The 16,035-nt window shown below is 72.5% G+C and carries 14 protein-coding genes and 1 riboswitch; of the genes, 10 read left to right on the top strand and 4 right to left on the bottom strand.

Translation table 11 applies throughout. The annotated features are described in order from the left end of the window. The first annotated feature begins 87 nt into the window (after window positions 1–87). On the top strand, window positions 88–525 hold the full coding sequence (locus ABTW95_RS03170; RefSeq protein ID WP_500224075.1) for a MarR family winged helix-turn-helix transcriptional regulator: 438 nt from the start codon (window positions 88–90) through the stop codon (window positions 523–525). Window positions 526–586: 61 nt separating this feature from the next. Here ABTW95_RS03170 and ABTW95_RS03165 read toward each other — a convergent pair whose 3' ends face one another. Together ABTW95_RS03165 and ABTW95_RS03160 are read right to left on the bottom strand one after the other, a co-directional pair. Beyond that, window positions 587–1,450 carry an LURP-one-related/scramblase family protein gene (locus ABTW95_RS03165; protein WP_500224071.1) on the bottom strand — a complete coding sequence of 288 codons (864 nt, stop codon included), beginning with the start codon at window positions 1,448–1,450 and terminating at the stop codon, window positions 587–589. Window positions 1,451–1,549: 99 nt separating this feature from the next. Further along, a complete protein-coding gene (locus tag ABTW95_RS03160) occupies window positions 1,550–2,413 on the bottom strand; it encodes an Fpg/Nei family DNA glycosylase (RefSeq protein ID WP_396447432.1) in 864 nt (287 codons plus the stop codon). Window positions 2,414–2,605: 192 nt separating this feature from the next. Here ABTW95_RS03160 and ABTW95_RS03155 point away from each other — a divergent pair, with 192 nt between their 5' ends. From ABTW95_RS03155 to ABTW95_RS03145, 3 genes are read left to right on the top strand one after another with little or no spacing between them, the layout of a single operon-like run. Beyond that, window positions 2,606–2,812, top strand: a complete 207-nt coding sequence (locus ABTW95_RS03155) for a heavy-metal-associated domain-containing protein (protein ID WP_396447431.1) — start codon at window positions 2,606–2,608, stop codon at window positions 2,810–2,812. Window positions 2,813–2,871: 59 nt separating this feature from the next. Next, window positions 2,872–3,837, top strand: a complete 966-nt coding sequence (locus ABTW95_RS03150) for a DUF8832 domain-containing protein (protein ID WP_500224066.1) — start codon at window positions 2,872–2,874, stop codon at window positions 3,835–3,837. Window positions 3,838–3,869: 32 nt separating this feature from the next. Next, complete coding sequence (locus ABTW95_RS03145; protein ID WP_500224063.1) at window positions 3,870–6,182, top strand: heavy metal translocating P-type ATPase; 2,313 nt, start codon at window positions 3,870–3,872, stop codon at window positions 6,180–6,182. Window positions 6,183–6,367: 185 nt separating this feature from the next. Here ABTW95_RS03145 and ABTW95_RS03140 read toward each other — a convergent pair whose 3' ends face one another. Beyond that, a complete protein-coding gene (locus ABTW95_RS03140; RefSeq protein ID WP_500224061.1) occupies window positions 6,368–6,829 on the bottom strand; it encodes an SSI family serine proteinase inhibitor in 462 nt (153 codons plus the stop codon). 46 nt (window positions 6,830–6,875) lie between these two features. Between ABTW95_RS03140 and ABTW95_RS03135 the strand changes: the two genes are divergently transcribed. The 4 genes from ABTW95_RS03135 to ABTW95_RS03120 all read left to right on the top strand — a co-directional run bounded on the left by ABTW95_RS03135 (window position 6,876) and on the right by ABTW95_RS03120 (window position 11,764). Beyond that, window positions 6,876–7,211 carry a rhodanese-like domain-containing protein gene (locus ABTW95_RS03135; protein WP_396447427.1) on the top strand — a complete coding sequence of 112 codons (336 nt, stop codon included), beginning with the start codon at window positions 6,876–6,878 and terminating at the stop codon, window positions 7,209–7,211. A gap of 44 nt (window positions 7,212–7,255) precedes the next feature. Beyond that, window positions 7,256–7,373: riboswitch (TPP riboswitch) on the top strand. Further along, window positions 7,368–8,765, top strand: coding sequence for a purine-cytosine permease family protein (locus ABTW95_RS03130; RefSeq protein ID WP_396447426.1), 1,398 nt, complete (start codon window positions 7,368–7,370; stop codon window positions 8,763–8,765). It overlaps the preceding riboswitch by 6 nt. A gap of 76 nt (window positions 8,766–8,841) precedes the next feature. Then, window positions 8,842–10,848 carry a PAS domain-containing protein gene (locus ABTW95_RS03125; RefSeq protein ID WP_500224058.1) on the top strand — a complete coding sequence of 669 codons (2,007 nt, stop codon included), beginning with the start codon at window positions 8,842–8,844 and terminating at the stop codon, window positions 10,846–10,848. A gap of 370 nt (window positions 10,849–11,218) precedes the next feature. Beyond that, the gene (locus ABTW95_RS03120; protein WP_396447423.1) at window positions 11,219–11,764 is read left to right on the top strand and encodes an ATP-binding protein; all 546 of its coding nucleotides are present in this window, start codon (window positions 11,219–11,221) and stop codon (window positions 11,762–11,764) included. Between the two features lie 138 nt (window positions 11,765–11,902). Here ABTW95_RS03120 and ABTW95_RS03115 read toward each other — a convergent pair whose 3' ends face one another. Then, window positions 11,903–13,111, bottom strand: coding sequence for an arginine deiminase (locus ABTW95_RS03115; protein ID WP_500224054.1), 1,209 nt, complete (start codon window positions 13,109–13,111; stop codon window positions 11,903–11,905). A gap of 34 nt (window positions 13,112–13,145) precedes the next feature. On the opposite strand from ABTW95_RS03115, the gene ABTW95_RS03110 reads away from it, so the two are divergent. Beyond that, window positions 13,146–14,480, top strand: a complete 1,335-nt coding sequence (locus tag ABTW95_RS03110) for an MFS transporter (protein ID WP_500224052.1) — start codon at window positions 13,146–13,148, stop codon at window positions 14,478–14,480. 252 nt (window positions 14,481–14,732) lie between these two features. Further along, on the top strand, window positions 14,733–15,917 hold the full coding sequence (gene tuf, locus ABTW95_RS03105; protein ID WP_500224051.1) for an elongation factor Tu: 1,185 nt from the start codon (window positions 14,733–14,735) through the stop codon (window positions 15,915–15,917). Window positions 15,918–16,035: the final 118 nt, after the last annotated feature.

The raw sequence follows: 16,035 nt of genomic DNA, 5'->3' as shown, positions 1-16,035 counted from the left end.
GTTTGCATGTACATGCATGAATTGTATGTGCATGCAGATATTGGCACTGCATGTAAGCTGGTGTCAACCAGGAAGGCGGGGTGCGGGATGAGCGTGGACGAAACGGCCCCGGTCACGGCGGACGGCCGGCTCTGGGACGGCGTCGTGACCCTGCACGCGCGCGTCGAGCACCGGCTCGCCAAGGCGCTGCAGAGCCGGCACGGCATCGGCCTCTCGGAGTTCCGCGCGCTGTGCCGCCTGTCCCGCGCCGCCGACGGCGAGCTGCGCATGCAGGAGCTGGCCGACCTCATCGGCCTGAACCAGAGCTCCGTCAGCCGCCTCGTCGCCCGGCTGGAAGCCGCCGGCCTCACCCGCCGCGACATGTGCCCCAAGGACCGCCGCGGCGTCTACACCGTCATCACCGACGAGGGCCGCGCCGTCCAGCAGAAGGCCGCCCCGACCTACGCCGACACGCTCACCGAGGCCCTCGACGACGCCGCGAAGGACCCGTCCCTCGCCCCGCTCCTCGCCGCCCTCCGCCCCTGACCCGGGGTGCCGCCGGCCTCCCGGCAGCGCGGTCTGCCGCGGCACCGCAGGGCGGCGTGCCTCAGATCCAGCCGCCGATGCTGCGGTTCTGGGAGACGGCGGTGTCGAAGGCCAGCGGGCACGCCAGGATCAGGGTGCGCATCGGCTCCGGCGGCTGGACGCGCATCTGCAGGACGTAGCGGTCGGCGCCGGTGAACATCTGCGCCAGGAACTCGCCGTAGCCGTCGAAGCCGCGCTGGATGCGGGCGAGCTCCTGCTGCTGCCAGTCGGTGATGCGGCCGCTCAGCAGCTCGTAGTAGCCGATCTGCTGCTCCTGCGCGGTAAGGATCTCCCAGCCGCGCAGCGCCCGCTTGCGCAGGTGCCCGATGAGCCCTCCCTGCGGGGTGAGCACCTGCATCTGCGGCGTGCCCATGAAGCCGTACGGCTTGTAGAAGAGGAAGTACGGCATCCCGTCGGGGCGGTAGATCGTCAGCTTGCGCTCGGCCTTGGTCTGGCTGGCCTGGTTGAGGACCCGGAACGCCTTCTTCGCGCCGCTCACGCCCTCTTCCCGGACATAGGCGGCGGGCTGCCCCTGCGGGCTCCAGATCGTGTAGTTGGCCTCGGTCGAGAAGAACTGCGCCGGCTGGTCGTAGACGAGGAGCGGCGCGCCGTACAGGTCGGGGAACCCCTGCTGCTGGGGGGCCTGCGGCTGCTGCGGCGGGTATCCGCCCTGCTGGGGCGGCGCGTAACCGGGCTGCTGGGGCGGGTAGCCGGGCTGCTGCGCGGGGTAGCCGCCCTGCTGCGGTTGCGGCGGGTACCCGTAGCCCGGCTGGGGCGCGTAGGGCGACGCCGGCGGAGCGGGCGCGTGGCCCGGCCGGGGAGCGCCGTAGCCCGGGCGCGGCGGACCGTATCCGGGTCCGGCGGGTGGGGGCGGGGGGTATCCCATGGCGGCTCCTGAGCGCGGCGATCACCGGGGTTGCTCGCGACACGATACGCCGCCCGCGCGCCGCGTCCCGGCGGAGCGGCCGGATTCAGCCGGGCCCGTTCACTTCAGCAGCCGGGACATGCGGCGGTCCGCGAGAGGCTTGCCCCCGGTCTGGCAGGTGGCGCAGTACTGGAGCGCCGAGTCGGCGAAGGAGACCTCCCGGATCGTGTCGCCGCAGACCGGGCATTTCTGGCCGGTCTTGCCGTGCACGCGGAGCCCGGTCTTCTTCTCGCCCTTGAGGTCTTGGGCTTCGAGGCCGCGCGAGCGCTCCACGGCGTCCCGGAGCGTGGTGACGATCGCCTCGTGCAGGACGGCGACGTCCTCCCCGGTCAGCGTCGCCGCGATCTTGAACGGGGACATCTTCGCCGCGTGCAGGACCTCGTCGGAGTAGGCGTTCCCGATGCCGGCGATGACCTTCTGGTCGCGCAGCAGCCCCTTGATCCGGGTGCGCTTGCCGTTCAGGATCGCGCCCAGCGCGTCGGCCGTGAAGGCGTCGTCCAGCGGGTCGGGGCCGAGGGACGCGACGCCGGGCACGTCCGCCGGGTCGCGGACGACGTACACCGCGAGGCCCTTCTTCGTGCCGGCCTCGGTGAGGTCGAAGCCGGAGCCGTCGTCCAGGTGGACGCGCACCGCGAGCGGGTTCTTGCCCCCGGGCCGGACGGGCTTGGCCGGGATCTCGTCCCGCCAGCGCAGCCAGCCCGCGCGGGCGAGGTGGATCACGAGGTGCAGCCCGTCGACGTCCAGGTCGAGGAACTTGCCGTGCCGGGACGCGCCGGTGACGGTGAGCCCGCCGAGCGCGGTCACCGGCGGGTCGTACGTCTTCAGCGCGGAGATGGCGAGAACATCGACGCGGGCGACGGCATGGCCGACCGCGCGCTCGCGCAGGAACCCCGCCAGCGCCTCCACCTCGGGTAGCTCAGGCATGCCACCCAGTATCGGCGAACCGGGCGGGGGTTCGTCCACAGGGCTGTGGACGCCTGTGGAAAACCCTGGGGAGGGCATGTGACCGGAATCTCGAAATAACCCGTAGGGGGTACCGGTTGCCAGGAGCGTTCGGTTATGACAGCATGAGGGATGTCAGATACCCCCCAGGGGTAATAGCGAAGGGAGACGCCGATGAGCACCGCCACCTACACCGTCACCGGGATGACCTGCGGCCACTGCGTGAGCTCGGTCACCGAGGAGGTCGAGCAGATCCCCGGCGTGACCGCCGTGGACGTCGACCTGGAGACCGGCAGGGTCACCGTCACCAGCGACACGCCCGTCGACGACGCCAAGGTCAAGGACGCCGTCGAAGAGGCCGGATACCAGCTGCAGTCATGACCGGTGCGCGCCCCCGGGCCGGGGGCGCGCCCGGACGCACCCGAGTGGAGTGAATCGGCATGAACAGCGCGACCAAGGTCGGCGCGTACGCCCTGGGCCTGGCGGTCGTCTTCGGCGGCGCCGCCGGGATCGGCAAGGCGGCCGGCCCCGTCGGCGGCACGGCGGAGATGGCGTCCCATGAGGGCGGCACCGGCGGCGGGCACGGCGGCGACGAAGGCGGGCACGGCGGCGGGCACGGCGGAGGCGCCGCGTCGCACGCCCCCGGCGGCCTCCAGGTGTCGGAGGACGGCTACACGCTGACCCCGCGCACGGCGACCGTGACCCCCGGCAAGAAGACCGACTTCCGCTTCACCATCGACGGCCCGGACGGCAAGCCCGTCACCGGCTTCAAGCCCCTGCACGGCAAGCGGCTGCACCTGATCGTCGCGCAGCGCGACCTGTCCGGCTTCCAGCACCTGCACCCGACCGAGATCGGGGGAGGCGTCTGGACCGTCCCGATCGAGCTGCCCGAGCCCGGCGTGTACCGGTTCTTCACCGACATCCAGCCGGACGGCGCGGCGCGGCAGCTCACGCTCGGCACCGACGTCTTCGCCCCGGGCACCATGCGGCGCACCCCGCTGCCGAAGCCCGCGCAGGTCGCGAAGGTGGACGGGTACGAGGTGAAGCTCACCGGCGGCCTCACTCCCGGCAAGTCCACCGAGCTCACCCTCACGGTCAGCAAGGGCGGCGAGCCGGTCACCGACCTGCAGCCGTATCTTGAGGCGTACGGGCACCTGGTCGCGCTGCGGCAGGGCGACCTCGCCTACCTCCACGTCCACCCGGACGGCGAGCCCGGCGACGGCGCGACCAAGCCCGGTCCCGGCATCACGTTCTCCGCCGAGGCTCCGAGTGCCGGCGCATACCGCCTGTACCTGGACTTCAAGCACGGCGGCAAGGTCCGCACCGCCGAGTTCACCGTGCACGCGGGCGATGCCGGGGTACCGGCGGAGGAGCCCGCGCACGACGACCGGCCGCACACCCACTGAGTTCCGCACGGTCGAGGCAGAGGAGGAGAGCGATGAGCACGGACACCGAGTCCGGGCGTATCGAGCTGGCGATCGGCGGGATGACGTGCGCGTCGTGCGCCAACCGCATCGAGCGGAAGCTCAACAAGATGGACGGCGTGACCGCGACCGTCAACTACGCCACCGAGAAGGCCAGCGTCGAGTTCGCCCCCGGCGTCGCCCCGGAGGACCTGGTCGCCACCGTCGAGCAGGCCGGCTACACCGCCGCGCTCCCGGCCGCCCCCGCGGCCGGCGGCGGCCCGGCGCAGGAGCCCGAGCCGGACGACGGCCTGCGCCCGCTGCGCCAGCGGCTGATCACGTCGGTCGTCCTGTCGGTCCCGGTCATCGCGATGGCGATGATCCCGGCGATCCAGTTCGAGGGCTGGCAGTGGCTGTCGCTGACGCTCGCCGCACCGGTCGTCGTGTACGCGGGCTGGCCGTTCCACCGGGCCGCGGCGATCAACCTGCGGCACGGCGCCGCGACGATGGACACGCTGATCTCGCTCGGCACGCTCGCCGCGTTCGGCTGGTCGCTGTGGGCGCTGTTCTTCGGCACCGCGGGCGAGCTGGGCGTCAAGCACGGCTTCGAGTTCTCCATGACTCGCTCGGACGGGTCGATGAACATCTACCTCGAGGCCGCGGCCGGCGTGACCATGTTCATCCTGGCCGGACGCTACTTCGAGACGCGGTCCAAGCGCCGCGCCGGCGCCGCGCTGCGCGCCCTGCTGGAGTTGGGCGCCAAGGAGGTCTCGGTCGTCCGCAACGGGCGCGAGGAGCGCATCCCGGTCGACCGCCTGGCGGTCGGGGACGTGTTCGTCGTCCGCCCCGGCGAGAAGATCGCCACGGACGGGACGGTCGAGGAGGGCTCGTCCGCCGTGGACGCGTCCATGCTGACCGGCGAGTCCGTCCCAGTCGAGGTCGGGCCGGGCGACGCCGTCGTCGGCGCGACCGTGAACGCGGGCGGCCGCCTGCTGGTGCGCGCGACCCGCGTCGGCGCCGACACCCAGCTCGCCCAGATGGCGCGGCTGGTGGAGGAGGCGCAGACCGGCAAGGCGCAGGTGCAGCGGCTCGCCGACCGCATCTCCGGGATCTTCGTCCCGATCGTGATCGCGCTGGCGGTCGGCACGCTCGGCTTCTGGATCGGCACCGGCGAGCCCCTCGCCGGCGCGTTCACCGCCGCCGTCGCCGTGCTGATCATCGCCTGCCCGTGCGCGCTCGGCCTCGCCACCCCGACCGCCCTCATGGTCGGGACCGGGCGCGGCGCGCAGCTCGGCATCCTGATCAAGGGTCCGGAGGTCCTGGAGTCGACCCGCGCGATCGACACCGTCGTCCTGGACAAGACCGGCACCGTCACCACCGGGAAGATGGCGCTGGTGGACGTCGTCACGGCCGACGGCGTCTCCGAGGCCGACGTGCTGCGGCTGGCGGGGGCGCTGGAGAACGCGTCCGAGCACCCGATCGCGCAGGCGATCGCCAAGGGCGCCGTGGACCGGGTCGGCGAGCTCGGCGCGGTCGAGGACTTCGCGAACGTCGAGGGCCTCGGCGTCCAGGGGATCGTGGACGGGCACGGCGTCCTCGCGGGGCGTCCGCAGCTCCTGGCCGAGTGGTCGCAGCACCTCACGCCCGGCCTGGAGCGCGCGATGGAGGAGGCGCAGGCGCTCGGCCGCACGGCCGTCGCGGTCGGCTGGGACGGCGCCGCCCGCGCGGTGATCACCGTCGCGGACCAGGTCAAGCCGACCTCCGCCGAGGCGATCGCGCAGCTGAAGGCCCTCGGCCTGCGCCCGGTCCTGCTGACCGGCGACAACGAGACCGTCGCCCGCACGGTCGCGGAGGCGGTCGGGATCGGCGAGGTCATCGCCGAGGTCCTGCCCCAGGACAAGGTGGACGTCGTCAAGCGCCTCCAGTCCGAGGGGCGGACCGTGGCGATGGTGGGCGACGGGGTCAACGACGCCGCGGCGCTCGCCCAGGCCGACCTGGGCCTCGCGATGGGCACCGGGACGGACGTGGCGATCGAGGCGTCCGACCTGACGCTGGTCCGCGGCGACCTGCGGGCCGCGGCCGACGCGATCCGGCTGTCGCGCCGCACGCTCGGCACGATCAAGGGCAACCTGTTCTGGGCGTTCGCCTACAACGTGGCGGCCCTGCCGCTCGCGGCGTCCGGCCTGCTCACCCCGATGATCGCCGGCGGCGCGATGGCGTTCTCCTCGGTCTTCGTGGTCAGCAACAGCCTCCGGCTGCGCCGCTTCAAGCCCCTGACGGCCGCCCCGGCCGCCGCCGTCCCGGCGACCGCCGAGACCGGCCGGCAGAAGGCCCCGACCCTCAGCTGACCCGCTTCCGGCGAGCGCGCGGCCCCACCCGGGACCGCGCGCTCGCTCATGTCGACCCCGCGGCCCATGACGACTGACTCGTCCGGGCGAGTCCCCCGCGGACAGAGCAGGCCCCGGCGCGGGCCGGGGCCTGTGGTGGTGAACCGAGCCGGAACGGGGAAGGCTCGTTCGTCAGCGGACCTTCGTCAGCGGACCTTCGGGACGTTGCCGAAGAGGGGGGCGACCTTGGCCCAGCGGTGGAGCTGGCAGCCGTCCCCGCGGGTGAACTTGGCGTCGATCTTTTCGCCCCGCCAGGTGCCCCGCACCGTGGCGATCTCGGGACCGCCGTAGATGTCGGTGCACATCTGGTCCTTCGGGACGGGCTTGAAGGGTTCCTTGGCCTTGGTCAGGGCCGCGCATGCGTCGGCGGCCTTCGGATGGGTACCGCCAGGGGGATCGCAGGTCAGCGTCCAGGTCTTGGCGGGGGCCTCCGCGGAGGCCTTGACCTTGATGGTGAGGGAGTCTCCCGGGGTGCCGGAGGGCTGTACGGACGTCGTGCCGGACGGCGCTTCGGCGGGGTCTCCGTTGGCCTGTTCGTCGCCGCAGGCGGCCAAGGTCAGGAGCATGGCCAGCCCGGGCGCTGCGAAGAGGAGCGTCCGATACCGCATGCGTGATTCGACGCAGGGCGGGTTCGCGCGGTTCCATGGGGGTGTGATGAATTTCGGGGAAGACGTGCCGGCGGTGGGCGCGGCCGACGTCCCGCAGGACGGCTACCTGCTGGACGTCCGCGAACAGGACGAGTGGGACGCGGGCCATGCGCCCGAGGCGGTCCACATCCCCATGCGGCAGCTGAGCGACCGCGCCGGCGAGATCCCGCGCGACCGGGAGGTGTACGTGATCTGCCGGTCCGGCGTGCGGTCGGCGCAGGTCACGGTGGCGCTCAACCAGGCGGGGTGGCTGGCGCGGAACGTCGACGGCGGGATGAAGGGCTGGGTCGAGGCCGGGCGCCCCATGGAGGGCGCGGGCGGCGGCCCGCCGTATGTGGCGTGATCACCCCTTTTGGTAGTTGACGGGCGGTTGTACGATCGGCTCCGACCGATAACCGCGGGAGCTCGGGCCGAGAGCCGGGCTGAGAGGGCGGCCTGCAAGGCGTCGCCGACCGCATGAACCTGTCCGGGTAATGCCGGCGTAGGGAGCGTGTGTCCCGTGACGTCCGACGTCGAAAAGCGCCCTGAGGCCAACGAGGCCCCCTTCACCCTCGACGAACCCGCCCCCAAGGTCCTCGGGTTCTGGGACCAGAGCGCGTTCTGGGCCAACCTGGGCGTCAGCCTCCTCGCCTTCTCCGGCGCCTACACCGTCCTCGCGCCGGACGACGACGGCGCGCCGACCATCTCCATCATGGCGGGCATCGTCGCGATGGCCGTCGGGACGGTCATCGGCGGGCTCATGCTCGGCCTCGCCGCGGTCCCGGGCGCCCGCACCGGCCAGCCCGCGATGGTGCTGCTGCGCGGCCTGTTCGGCGCGCGGCTGTCGTACGCGCCGACGGTCCTGAACATCGCGCAGCTCATCGGCTGGGGGACGTTCGAACTGATCGTCATCGCGGACGCGGCCCGCGAGCTGTGGGACGGCGTGCCGCGCTGGGGCTACGTGGTCGCCGCCGGGGCGATCACCACGGTGCTGACGGTGTGGCCGCTCGGCTCGGTGCGGCTGCTGCGCCGCTACGTGACGGTCGCGGTGGCGATCGCGCTCGTCTACTTCTACGTGGAGCTCGTCCGGCAGCCGCTGCCCGACCTGACGGAGGGCTCGTGGGGCGGCTTCTGGATCGGCGCCGACGCGGCGCTCGCCGTGTCGATCTCGTGGGTTCCGGTCGCCGCCGACTACACCCGGCACTCCCGGACGGAACGGGCGGCGTTCGGCGCGGCGTCCGTCGGCTACTCCGCCACGCAGATCATCGCCTACGTCCTCGGCCTGCTGGCGCTCGCGCTGGTCGCGGGCGACAGCGGCAGGGTGTTCGACCCCTTCCTCGGCCCGACGCTCGGCGTGGTGTTCTTCGCGGTCTTCGTGCTGCGGGAGGCGGACCAGTCGTTCGCCGACACCTACTCCACCGCCGTCTCGATCCAGAACCTGTTCCCGCGCGCCGACCGCCGGGTGCTGAGCGTCGCGCTCGGGACCGGCATCACCGTCCTCGCGCTGGTCCTGGACATCGGCGACTACGCGGGCTTCCTGACCCTGATCGGCTCGGTCTTCGTCCCGATGCTGGGCGTCCTCGCCGCCGACTTCTTCCTGGGCCGGCGCCACCGCTCGTCCGCCGAGCCCGGCGAGGGCGGCGGTGCGCCGTCCGAGGCGGAGGCCGCGGCGCGGCTGGACGGGTGGGACGTGTCGCGGCGGGCGCCGTCGCGGTGGGGGATGATCGCGGCGTGGGCGGCGGGGTTCGTCGTCTACCAGCTGATCAACCCGGGCACGGTGCGGCACTGGGCGGGGTTCTGGCGGGACGTCCGGGACGCGCTGCACTTCGTCCCGCAGACCTGGATGAGCGCCTCGCTGCTGTCGTTCCTGGTGGCCGGGGCCGCCGCGCTGCTCATCGGGCGGGTTACCAGGCGGTAGCCTTACCAAAAGGTAAGGTTCACGTGGCAATTTACGATGCAAGTTACCCGGCGGCGTGCCGGAGTCCGGTGGCACGATGACAGACGTGTACCAGCACGTCCACGATCCGATCGCGCGGGCGGTCATCGAGAGCGCCGCCGACGCCATCGTGGCCGTCGACCAGCAGCACCGGGTGACCGTGTGGAACCCCGCCGCCGAGCGGATGTTCGGCTGGAGCGCCGCGGAGATGATCGGGCGCGTCCCGCCCATCGTCCCGGACGAGCTGAAGGCCGAGCACAACGCCGTCCAGGAGCGGCTCCTCACCCGGCCCGCCGGCGAGGGCGAGAGCGGGCAGATCTCGATCGCCACCCGCCGGTTCCACCAGGACGGCCGCCTCATCGACGTCCGCATCGACACGAGCCTGCTGAAAGACCCCAGTGGGACGCTGCTCGGCTGGGTGGGCGTGTACCACCCGGTCGAAGAGGACGAGATCGTCCAGCACCACATGACCGAGCGGGCGCGGCTCGTCCGGCGGCTGAACGACATCGTCGCCGACCTGAACGCCGAGCTCGACCTGGGCGTCGTCCTCGACCGGATCACCGCCGCGCTCATCGAGCTGACCGGAGCCGACGCGGGCGGGTTCGTCCGGATCGAGGGGGACCGGCTGCGGCTGGTCAGCATGTCCGGGCTGCCGGAGCACATGCGCGGCCGGACGGCGGAGCTGCGGCCCAGCCTGGTCGGGGAGCTGCTGCGGTCGGGCAAGACCGTCAAGCTCGCGACCGGCGAGCGGCGGCTCGGCGACCTGATCTGGTCCGAGCTGCCCGGCCTGCACACGATCGCGCTCGGCCTCTCCTACCTGCAGAACCGCCCCTACGGGGCGCTCTACGCGCTGTTCTCCGGGAGCAAGGCCGGGCACACCGAGCTGGAGCTGCTGGAACTGCTCGCGGGGCACGCCGGCGTCGCGGTCGGCAACGCCGTCGCGTACGCCGAGGTCGTGCGGCAGCGGGCGCACGAGCGCGCGGTGATCGACTCCAGCGCCGACGGGATCGCCGTCCTCGACCACGACCTCGTCGTCCGGCAGTGGAACCCGGCCGCGCACACCCTCACCGGCATCCCGCCGGAGGACGCGATCGGCCGCCCGCTCCCGTTCGCCATGCCCGGGCTCGGGGAGAAGCTCACCTTCCGGCTGGAGTCCGGGACGTGGCTGAACGTGCTGGCCGCCGAGATCGAGGAGACCGGCGAGCTGGTCGTCGACTTCCGCGACGTGTCCGAGACGAAGGCGCTCGAAGAGGCCAAGGACCTGTTCCTCGCCACGACCAGCCACGAGCTGCGCACGCCGATCACCGTGGTGCAGGGGTTCGCGTCCACGCTGGTCAACCGGTGGGACGAGATGGCCGACGGCGACCGCCGCACCGCCGTCGCCACCATCGCCGAGCGCGCCCAGTCGCTCGGCCGCCTGGTCGAGCACCTCCTCCTCGGCTCCCGCGCCGGGGCCGACGAGCTGGCCGTGACGATCGAGTCGTTCGACCTGGCCCGGGTGCTGGAGGGCGTCGTCGCCGGGTTCCGCTCCCTGTCGCCCCTGCACCGCGTCGAGCTGGAGATCGATCCCGATCTGCCGCCCTGCCGCGGGGACGCGATGGCGACCGACATCGTCCTCGGGCAGCTCCTGGAGAACGCCTTCAAGTACTCCCCGGACGGCGGGACGGTCAGCGTCCGGGCCGTGTGCGAGGGCTCCGACATCGTCGTGACGGTCCAGGACGAGGGGATCGGCATCCCGGCCGGCGACCATGAGCGGATCTTCGAGCGGTTCGTCCAGGGAGACGCGGGGGACCGGCGCCGCTTCGGCGGAATCGGGCTCGGTCTGTACATCGTGAAACGGCTGACCGAGGCACAGGGCGGGAGAATTTCAGCCCATCCGGCTGAACGTGAGACATATCACACTGATTCTCGCAAAGCTTCAGTAGGCGCCGAAGTGGCGCAAATGGAACGGACCATTAATCGTCGCGACACCCTGCTGCGCACCGCGGAAGGGCACGGACCCGCAGGTGGCGCGCGTGCCGGCGACGGGACCCGCATGCGCCTCGTGCTTCGCGGAGCGGACTGACCCGGCCGTGGTCACTCACCGTGACGACACTCCCTCCGGGGCGCCCGGTGAGACCGGTGTGACCTGGGCGTTCGGAGGTCCCGGCGGATGGCACCCTTGGCTGGTGCGAGAAAGTTCGGTGACCGCGGGGTGTGATGGACGAAACGAGTGCGTGAGGCATGAGTCCGCCGTCGGGTGGATAGATCCTTTGTTGGTTGCCGTTGGTGACGAGGTTCCGTTCGGGGGTGATCACCGTGACCGGACGGCCGGTGACTCGTTGTACAGGCGATGAACCCGACCGGCCGGGTTTCCGGCTGTGGACATCAGGGCATTTCGGTCGTACCGGAAGAGCGACGGCGGGACTCGTCCGAGTAAGCGGAACCACGGGGAGGTGAGGGCGTCGAGCGTCGTACTGCTGCCACACGCACCGTCCAGCGTCGCGGTCGCCCGCAGGCGCCTCAGCTCGGAGTTGGCCGACTCGGGGGTCTACGAGTCCATCGTGGACGACGCGAGCGTCATCGTCAGCGAGCTCATCAGCAACGCGCTCCGGCACGCCAGGCCGCTGCCGTCCGGCCAGGTCAGGGTCTGCTGGGTGCGCCACGGCGACGTGCTCGAACTGGAGGTCAGCGACGGCGGCGCCATGACCGAGCCCCGGCGCGGCCCCGGCACGCTGTCCTCGCTCGGCGGGCGCGGGCTCGGCATCGTCGAGGCCCTGTCCGACGGATGGGGAGTACGCCACGAGGACGGCGCCACCACGGTCTGGGCCGTGCTGCGCGCCCCCGGGACGACCGGCGAGAACGGGGCGGCCGCCCCCGTCAGGACGCACGCCATGGTCCCCGACCTGTCCGACTTCCCGGACCTTCTAGACGAAACCGACGAAGATCTGTGCAACCCAACCAGGAATGGAACGCCCGCAAGTAGGGCATATCCGGCATAAGAGGACCCCGCCTGGAAGGAACCCCGCCCTACCTTGTATGGTCCTCCCAAAGCTCGGGCGATGTCGTGCCCCCGTCGACACCGCCCGAGCTTTTCCATTGCGTCCGCATGCCCGACTCAGTTGTTCTTGCGGCTCGGGTCAGATGTCGTCGCGGAGGGTGGGGCAGGACATGCAGCGGGGGCCGCCTCGGCCGGTGCCCAGTTCACTTCCGCTGATGCGGATGACCTCGATACCCGCCGCTTCGAGTTGCGCGTTCGTCTCGATATTGCGTTCGTAGGCGACGCACAGGCGCGGGGCCACGGCGAGGGTGTTGTTGCCGTCGTCCCATTGCTCGCGTTCGGCGGTCACCGGGTCGAGGCCGGTGTCGATCACCTTGAGGCGGTCCAGCCGCATCGCTTCGGCGGCCGCCTCCAGGAACGGGCGCGGCTCTGAGACGTGCAGGTCGCCGTCGGCGAGGGTCACCTTGTGGGCCATCAGGGAGTGGGCGACCGGCGGGTACATGACGACGGTGTCCACGTCGACCATGGTGCAGACGGTGTCGAGGTGCATGGTCGCCCGCTCCTGGGCGATCGGGACCGCCAGGACGGTGTGCGCCAGGCCGGCGTCGAAGACCTGGCGGGCCAGGCGCTCCACACCGGCCGGGGTCGTCCGCTCTCCGGTCCCCACAGCGATCACGCCGGGGCACAGGAGAAGGACGTCGCCTCCTTCGACGTGTTCGAGCGATCGCGTGTAGACCGGTTCGACGCCCGCGAAGCGGGGGTGGTGGGCGTAGACGATGGCGGTCAGGGCGGACTCGCGGCGGCGGGCCTCCATCGCCAGGCTCGTCACCGCCACCCGGTCGCCGATCCAGGTGCTGTTGTCGCGGGTGAACAGCAGGCCGGGCAGGGGGTCGACGATGAAGTCGAGCGTGTCCATCAGCCGGTAGACCAGGCCGTGCCCGGCCTTCAGCTCCTCGTGGGCCAGACCGCCGATCAGGGTCTGGGTGAGGTTCTCCGGGTCGAGGTCGCGCAGGCAGTCCCCGACGATGCGGCGGAGCTGGTCGCCGAGGCGCAGGTCGTCGATGGCGTCGGCGATCGCCTGTTCGCGGGCCTCCTCGTACTCCAGGGCGTCCTGCAGCAGCTCGGTCAGGTAGAGGACCTCGACGCCGCGGGAGCGGAGGGCCTCGGCGAACGCGTCGTGCTCCTCCTGAGCGCGGCCGACCCACGGGATCGCGTCGAACAGCAGCTTGTCGCTGTTGCGCGGGGTGAGCCGTCTCAGTTCCGCGCCGGGACGGTGCAGCAGGACGGTCCGCAGCCGTCCGACCTCGCTGGTGACCCGGTGCTCGTGCGCTGTCTTCGCTGCCGTCACTCTTCGCAGTCTAGGCGTGTGCCAGCATGCGAGCGTGATCACAAGGACCGCGGCGCTGCCGCTGCACCTCACGTCGGCGACGATGCTGCGGGTGTCGGCCGAGGGCGTCGCGACGGCACTGGTTCTGACGGTCGAGGCGCGGACGGGGAACGCGGCCACCGCCGGGTACCTGCAGACCGCCATGACCCTCCCGTACGTGCTCAGCGGGCCGATCATCGGGAACCTGCTCGACCGGGTCGGGCGCCCCCGCCGCCTCGCCGTCGCGCTCGCCGCCGCCTACGCCGCCGCGACCGCGCTGCTGCTCGGCATGGCGGGGAGCTCGCCGCTCTACCTCGCGCTGTGCGTCGCGGCCGTGATCGGGTGCACCGAGCCGATCGTCGTCGCGCTGACGAGCCTGCTGCCCCGGTTCGTCCCGGCCGGCCGGCTTTCGCGCGCCTACGGGCTGGAGGCGTCCAGCTACAACCTCGCGGGCATCGCCGGCCCCGGCCTGGCGGCGGGCCTCGCCGCGCTGGCCGGCGGCCGGTACTCGGGCGTCGCCGTCGTGGCGGTGGGCGTGCTCGGCCTGCTCACCCTGCCTCTCCTCCCCTTCCCCGGCCCCCACGTCACCGCCGGCGAAACGCCCCCGGACGCGGAGGCCGCCGACCCGGTCGGCGTCGCCGGGGCGGACGCGGGCAGCACGGCGGAACTGGCCTCGTCCCCGCAGACGGACGCGACGCGATGGACGTCGATGATCACGGGCGGGCTCGTCGTGCTGGCCCGGGTTCGGGTGCTGCGGGCGCTCACCGTGGCGACGACCCTCGCCTGGACGGGGTTCGGCGGCGTCGCGGTGACGGCGGTGCTGCTCGCCGAGCACATCGGGGCGGCACCGAGCGCGGGCGGACGGCTGCTCGTCGCGCTCGCGGTCGGGTCGCTGATCGGGTCGCTCGCGGCCAGCCGCTGGCTGACGCCCAGGCACGCCGAGCCGGTCATGGTCGCCGGGCTGGTCGCGTTCGGGGCGGCGCTCGCGGCGCTCGCCGCGGCCCCGTCCATGCCGTGGGCGACGGCGGCGTTCGTGGCGGCGGGGATCGCGGAGGGGCCGGTGTTCGCGGCCACGCTGATGCTGCGGCAGCGCGAGTCGCCGCCCGACCGGCTCGGCCAGGTCAACACGACGGCGGGCAGCCTCAAGATCGGCGCCTCGGCGGTGGGCGCCGCGCTGACCGCCGCGACCGCGGACGCGGTCGGGCCGATCGGGCTGGTGCTGGGGATCGCCGCCTTCCAGTTCGCCGGCGCCGCCGCCGGCCTGGTGCTGCTGCGCGTCCCGGCGGGCGGGCACGACGCGTCCCCGAAGACGCCGGCCCCCGAGCGCGGGAGGCCGGGCGGCGGCGGGTGAAAAACCGGTCGACTTTCCGCGCGGCGCTCCGTACCGTCCGGAGCATGTTCTTCGCGGCCGGCACCATGACGCTCGCGGGCATCGCCCCGCTGAGCGCGGTGCCGGCCGCCTTCTCGGCAGCGGCAGCGGACGCGGTCGCCGCCGGCGGCCTGCGAAGCTGACCCCTCTCCGTCCGACCCTTCCGGAGAACCAGCGGAGGGGGGTGGTCTGGAACGTCGGTTCTCACCGGATCCACCAGTGAGGACGAGGCCGATGGCCAAGCAGCTTTACGAGCGCGACAAGCCCCACCTCAACATCGGGACGATGGGGCACGTCGACCACGGCAAGACGACGCTGACCGCGGCGATCACGAAGGTGCTCGCCGACCGCGGGCTGGCGTCCGCCGTGCCGTTCGACCGCATCGACCGCGCCCCCGAGGAGCGCGACCGCGGCATCACGATCAACGTGGCGCACGTCCAGTACGCGACCGCGACCAGGCACTACGCCCACGTGGACATGCCCGGGCACGCCGACTACGTGAAGAACATGATCTCCGGCGCCGCGCAGGTGGACGGGGCCGTGCTGGTCGTGTCCGCGCAGGACGGGGCCATGCCGCAGACGCGCGAGCACGTCGTCCTCGCGCGGCAGGTCGGCGTCGAGCACATCGTCGTCGCGCTGAACAAGGCCGACGCGGTCGAGAACGCCGAGCTCCTCGACCTCGTCGAGCTGGAGGTCAGGGAGCTGCTCTCCGAGTACGGCTTCCCCGGCGACGAGGTGCCGATCGTGCGGGTGTCCGGGCTGCGGGCGCTGGAGGGCGACCCGTACTGGACGGCCCGCATCGGCGACCTGCTCGACGCGATCGACGGCTACGTGCCCGTCCCGCCGCGGGTGCTGGACAAGCCGTTCCTCATGCCGGTCGAGAGCGTCCTGACGATCACCGGGCGCGGCACCGTCGTGACCGGGGTCGTGGCGCAGGGCGCGATCCGGCTCGGGGACGCCGTGGAGGTCGTCGGGCTCGGCGAGTCGTTCGGCTCCGTCGCGACCGGCCTGGAGACCTTCGGGCAGACCATGGACCGCGCCGAGGCGGGCGACAACACGGCCATGCTGCTGCGCGGCGTCAAGCGCGACCAGGTCCGGCGCGGCCAGGTGGTCAGCGCGCCGGGCGCGATCCGGCCGCACCGGCGGTTCCGGGCGCGGGTCCGGGTGCTGACCGCCGCCGAGGGCGGGCGGTCCAGGCCGTTCTTCCACGGCTACCGGCCGCAGTTCCACTTCCGCACGACGGACGTGGTCGGCGGCGTCGACCTCGGCGGCGACGGCGGCATGGCCATGCCCGGCGACACCGTCGAGATGGCCGTCGAGCTGGGCAAGCCCGTCGCGATGACCGAGGGGCTCGGCTTCGCGATCCGCGAGGGCGGCCGCACGGTCGGCGCCGGGACGGTCACCGCGCTGCTCGGCTAGCGGGCCAAGGGGGTCCGGCGGAGGCGTCCGCCGGGCCCCCTACTCTTGGGGGGCGGAAGAAATCGTCACATCGCGGGTGACCGCGTGGTCGCGAACCGCTGGCGGATGCGATCTTGAT

Source organism: Spirillospora sp. NPDC127506, assembly GCF_040302145.1.
Taxonomy (GTDB): Bacteria; Actinomycetota; Actinomycetes; order Streptosporangiales; family Streptosporangiaceae; genus Spirillospora.
The sequence above is the reverse complement of the archived record's forward strand: the minus strand, read 5'-3'. Positions and strand labels throughout refer to the sequence as shown.

Bases quoted from the DNA above. Each gene is read 5' to 3' on its own strand.
- ABTW95_RS03125 (WP_500224058.1), top strand. From the start codon at position 8,842: ATGACAGACGTGTACCAGCACGTCCACGATCCGATCGCGCGGGCGGTC.
- ABTW95_RS03150 (WP_500224066.1), top strand. From the start codon at position 2,872: ATGAACAGCGCGACCAAGGTCGGCGCGTACGCCCTGGGCCTGGCGGTC.
- ABTW95_RS03140 (WP_500224061.1), bottom strand. From the start codon at position 6,829: ATGCGGTATCGGACGCTCCTCTTCGCAGCGCCCGGGCTGGCCATGCTC.
- ABTW95_RS03160 (WP_396447432.1), bottom strand. From the start codon at position 2,413: ATGCCTGAGCTACCCGAGGTGGAGGCGCTGGCGGGGTTCCTGCGCGAG.
- ABTW95_RS03145 (WP_500224063.1), top strand. From the start codon at position 3,870: ATGAGCACGGACACCGAGTCCGGGCGTATCGAGCTGGCGATCGGCGGG.
- ABTW95_RS03155 (WP_396447431.1), top strand. From the start codon at position 2,606: ATGAGCACCGCCACCTACACCGTCACCGGGATGACCTGCGGCCACTGC.
- ABTW95_RS03170 (WP_500224075.1), top strand. From the start codon at position 88: ATGAGCGTGGACGAAACGGCCCCGGTCACGGCGGACGGCCGGCTCTGG.
- tuf (WP_500224051.1), top strand. From the start codon at position 14,733: ATGGCCAAGCAGCTTTACGAGCGCGACAAGCCCCACCTCAACATCGGG.
- ABTW95_RS03165 (WP_500224071.1), bottom strand. From the start codon at position 1,450: ATGGGATACCCCCCGCCCCCACCCGCCGGACCCGGATACGGTCCGCCG.
- ABTW95_RS03135 (WP_396447427.1), top strand. From the start codon at position 6,876: ATGAATTTCGGGGAAGACGTGCCGGCGGTGGGCGCGGCCGACGTCCCG.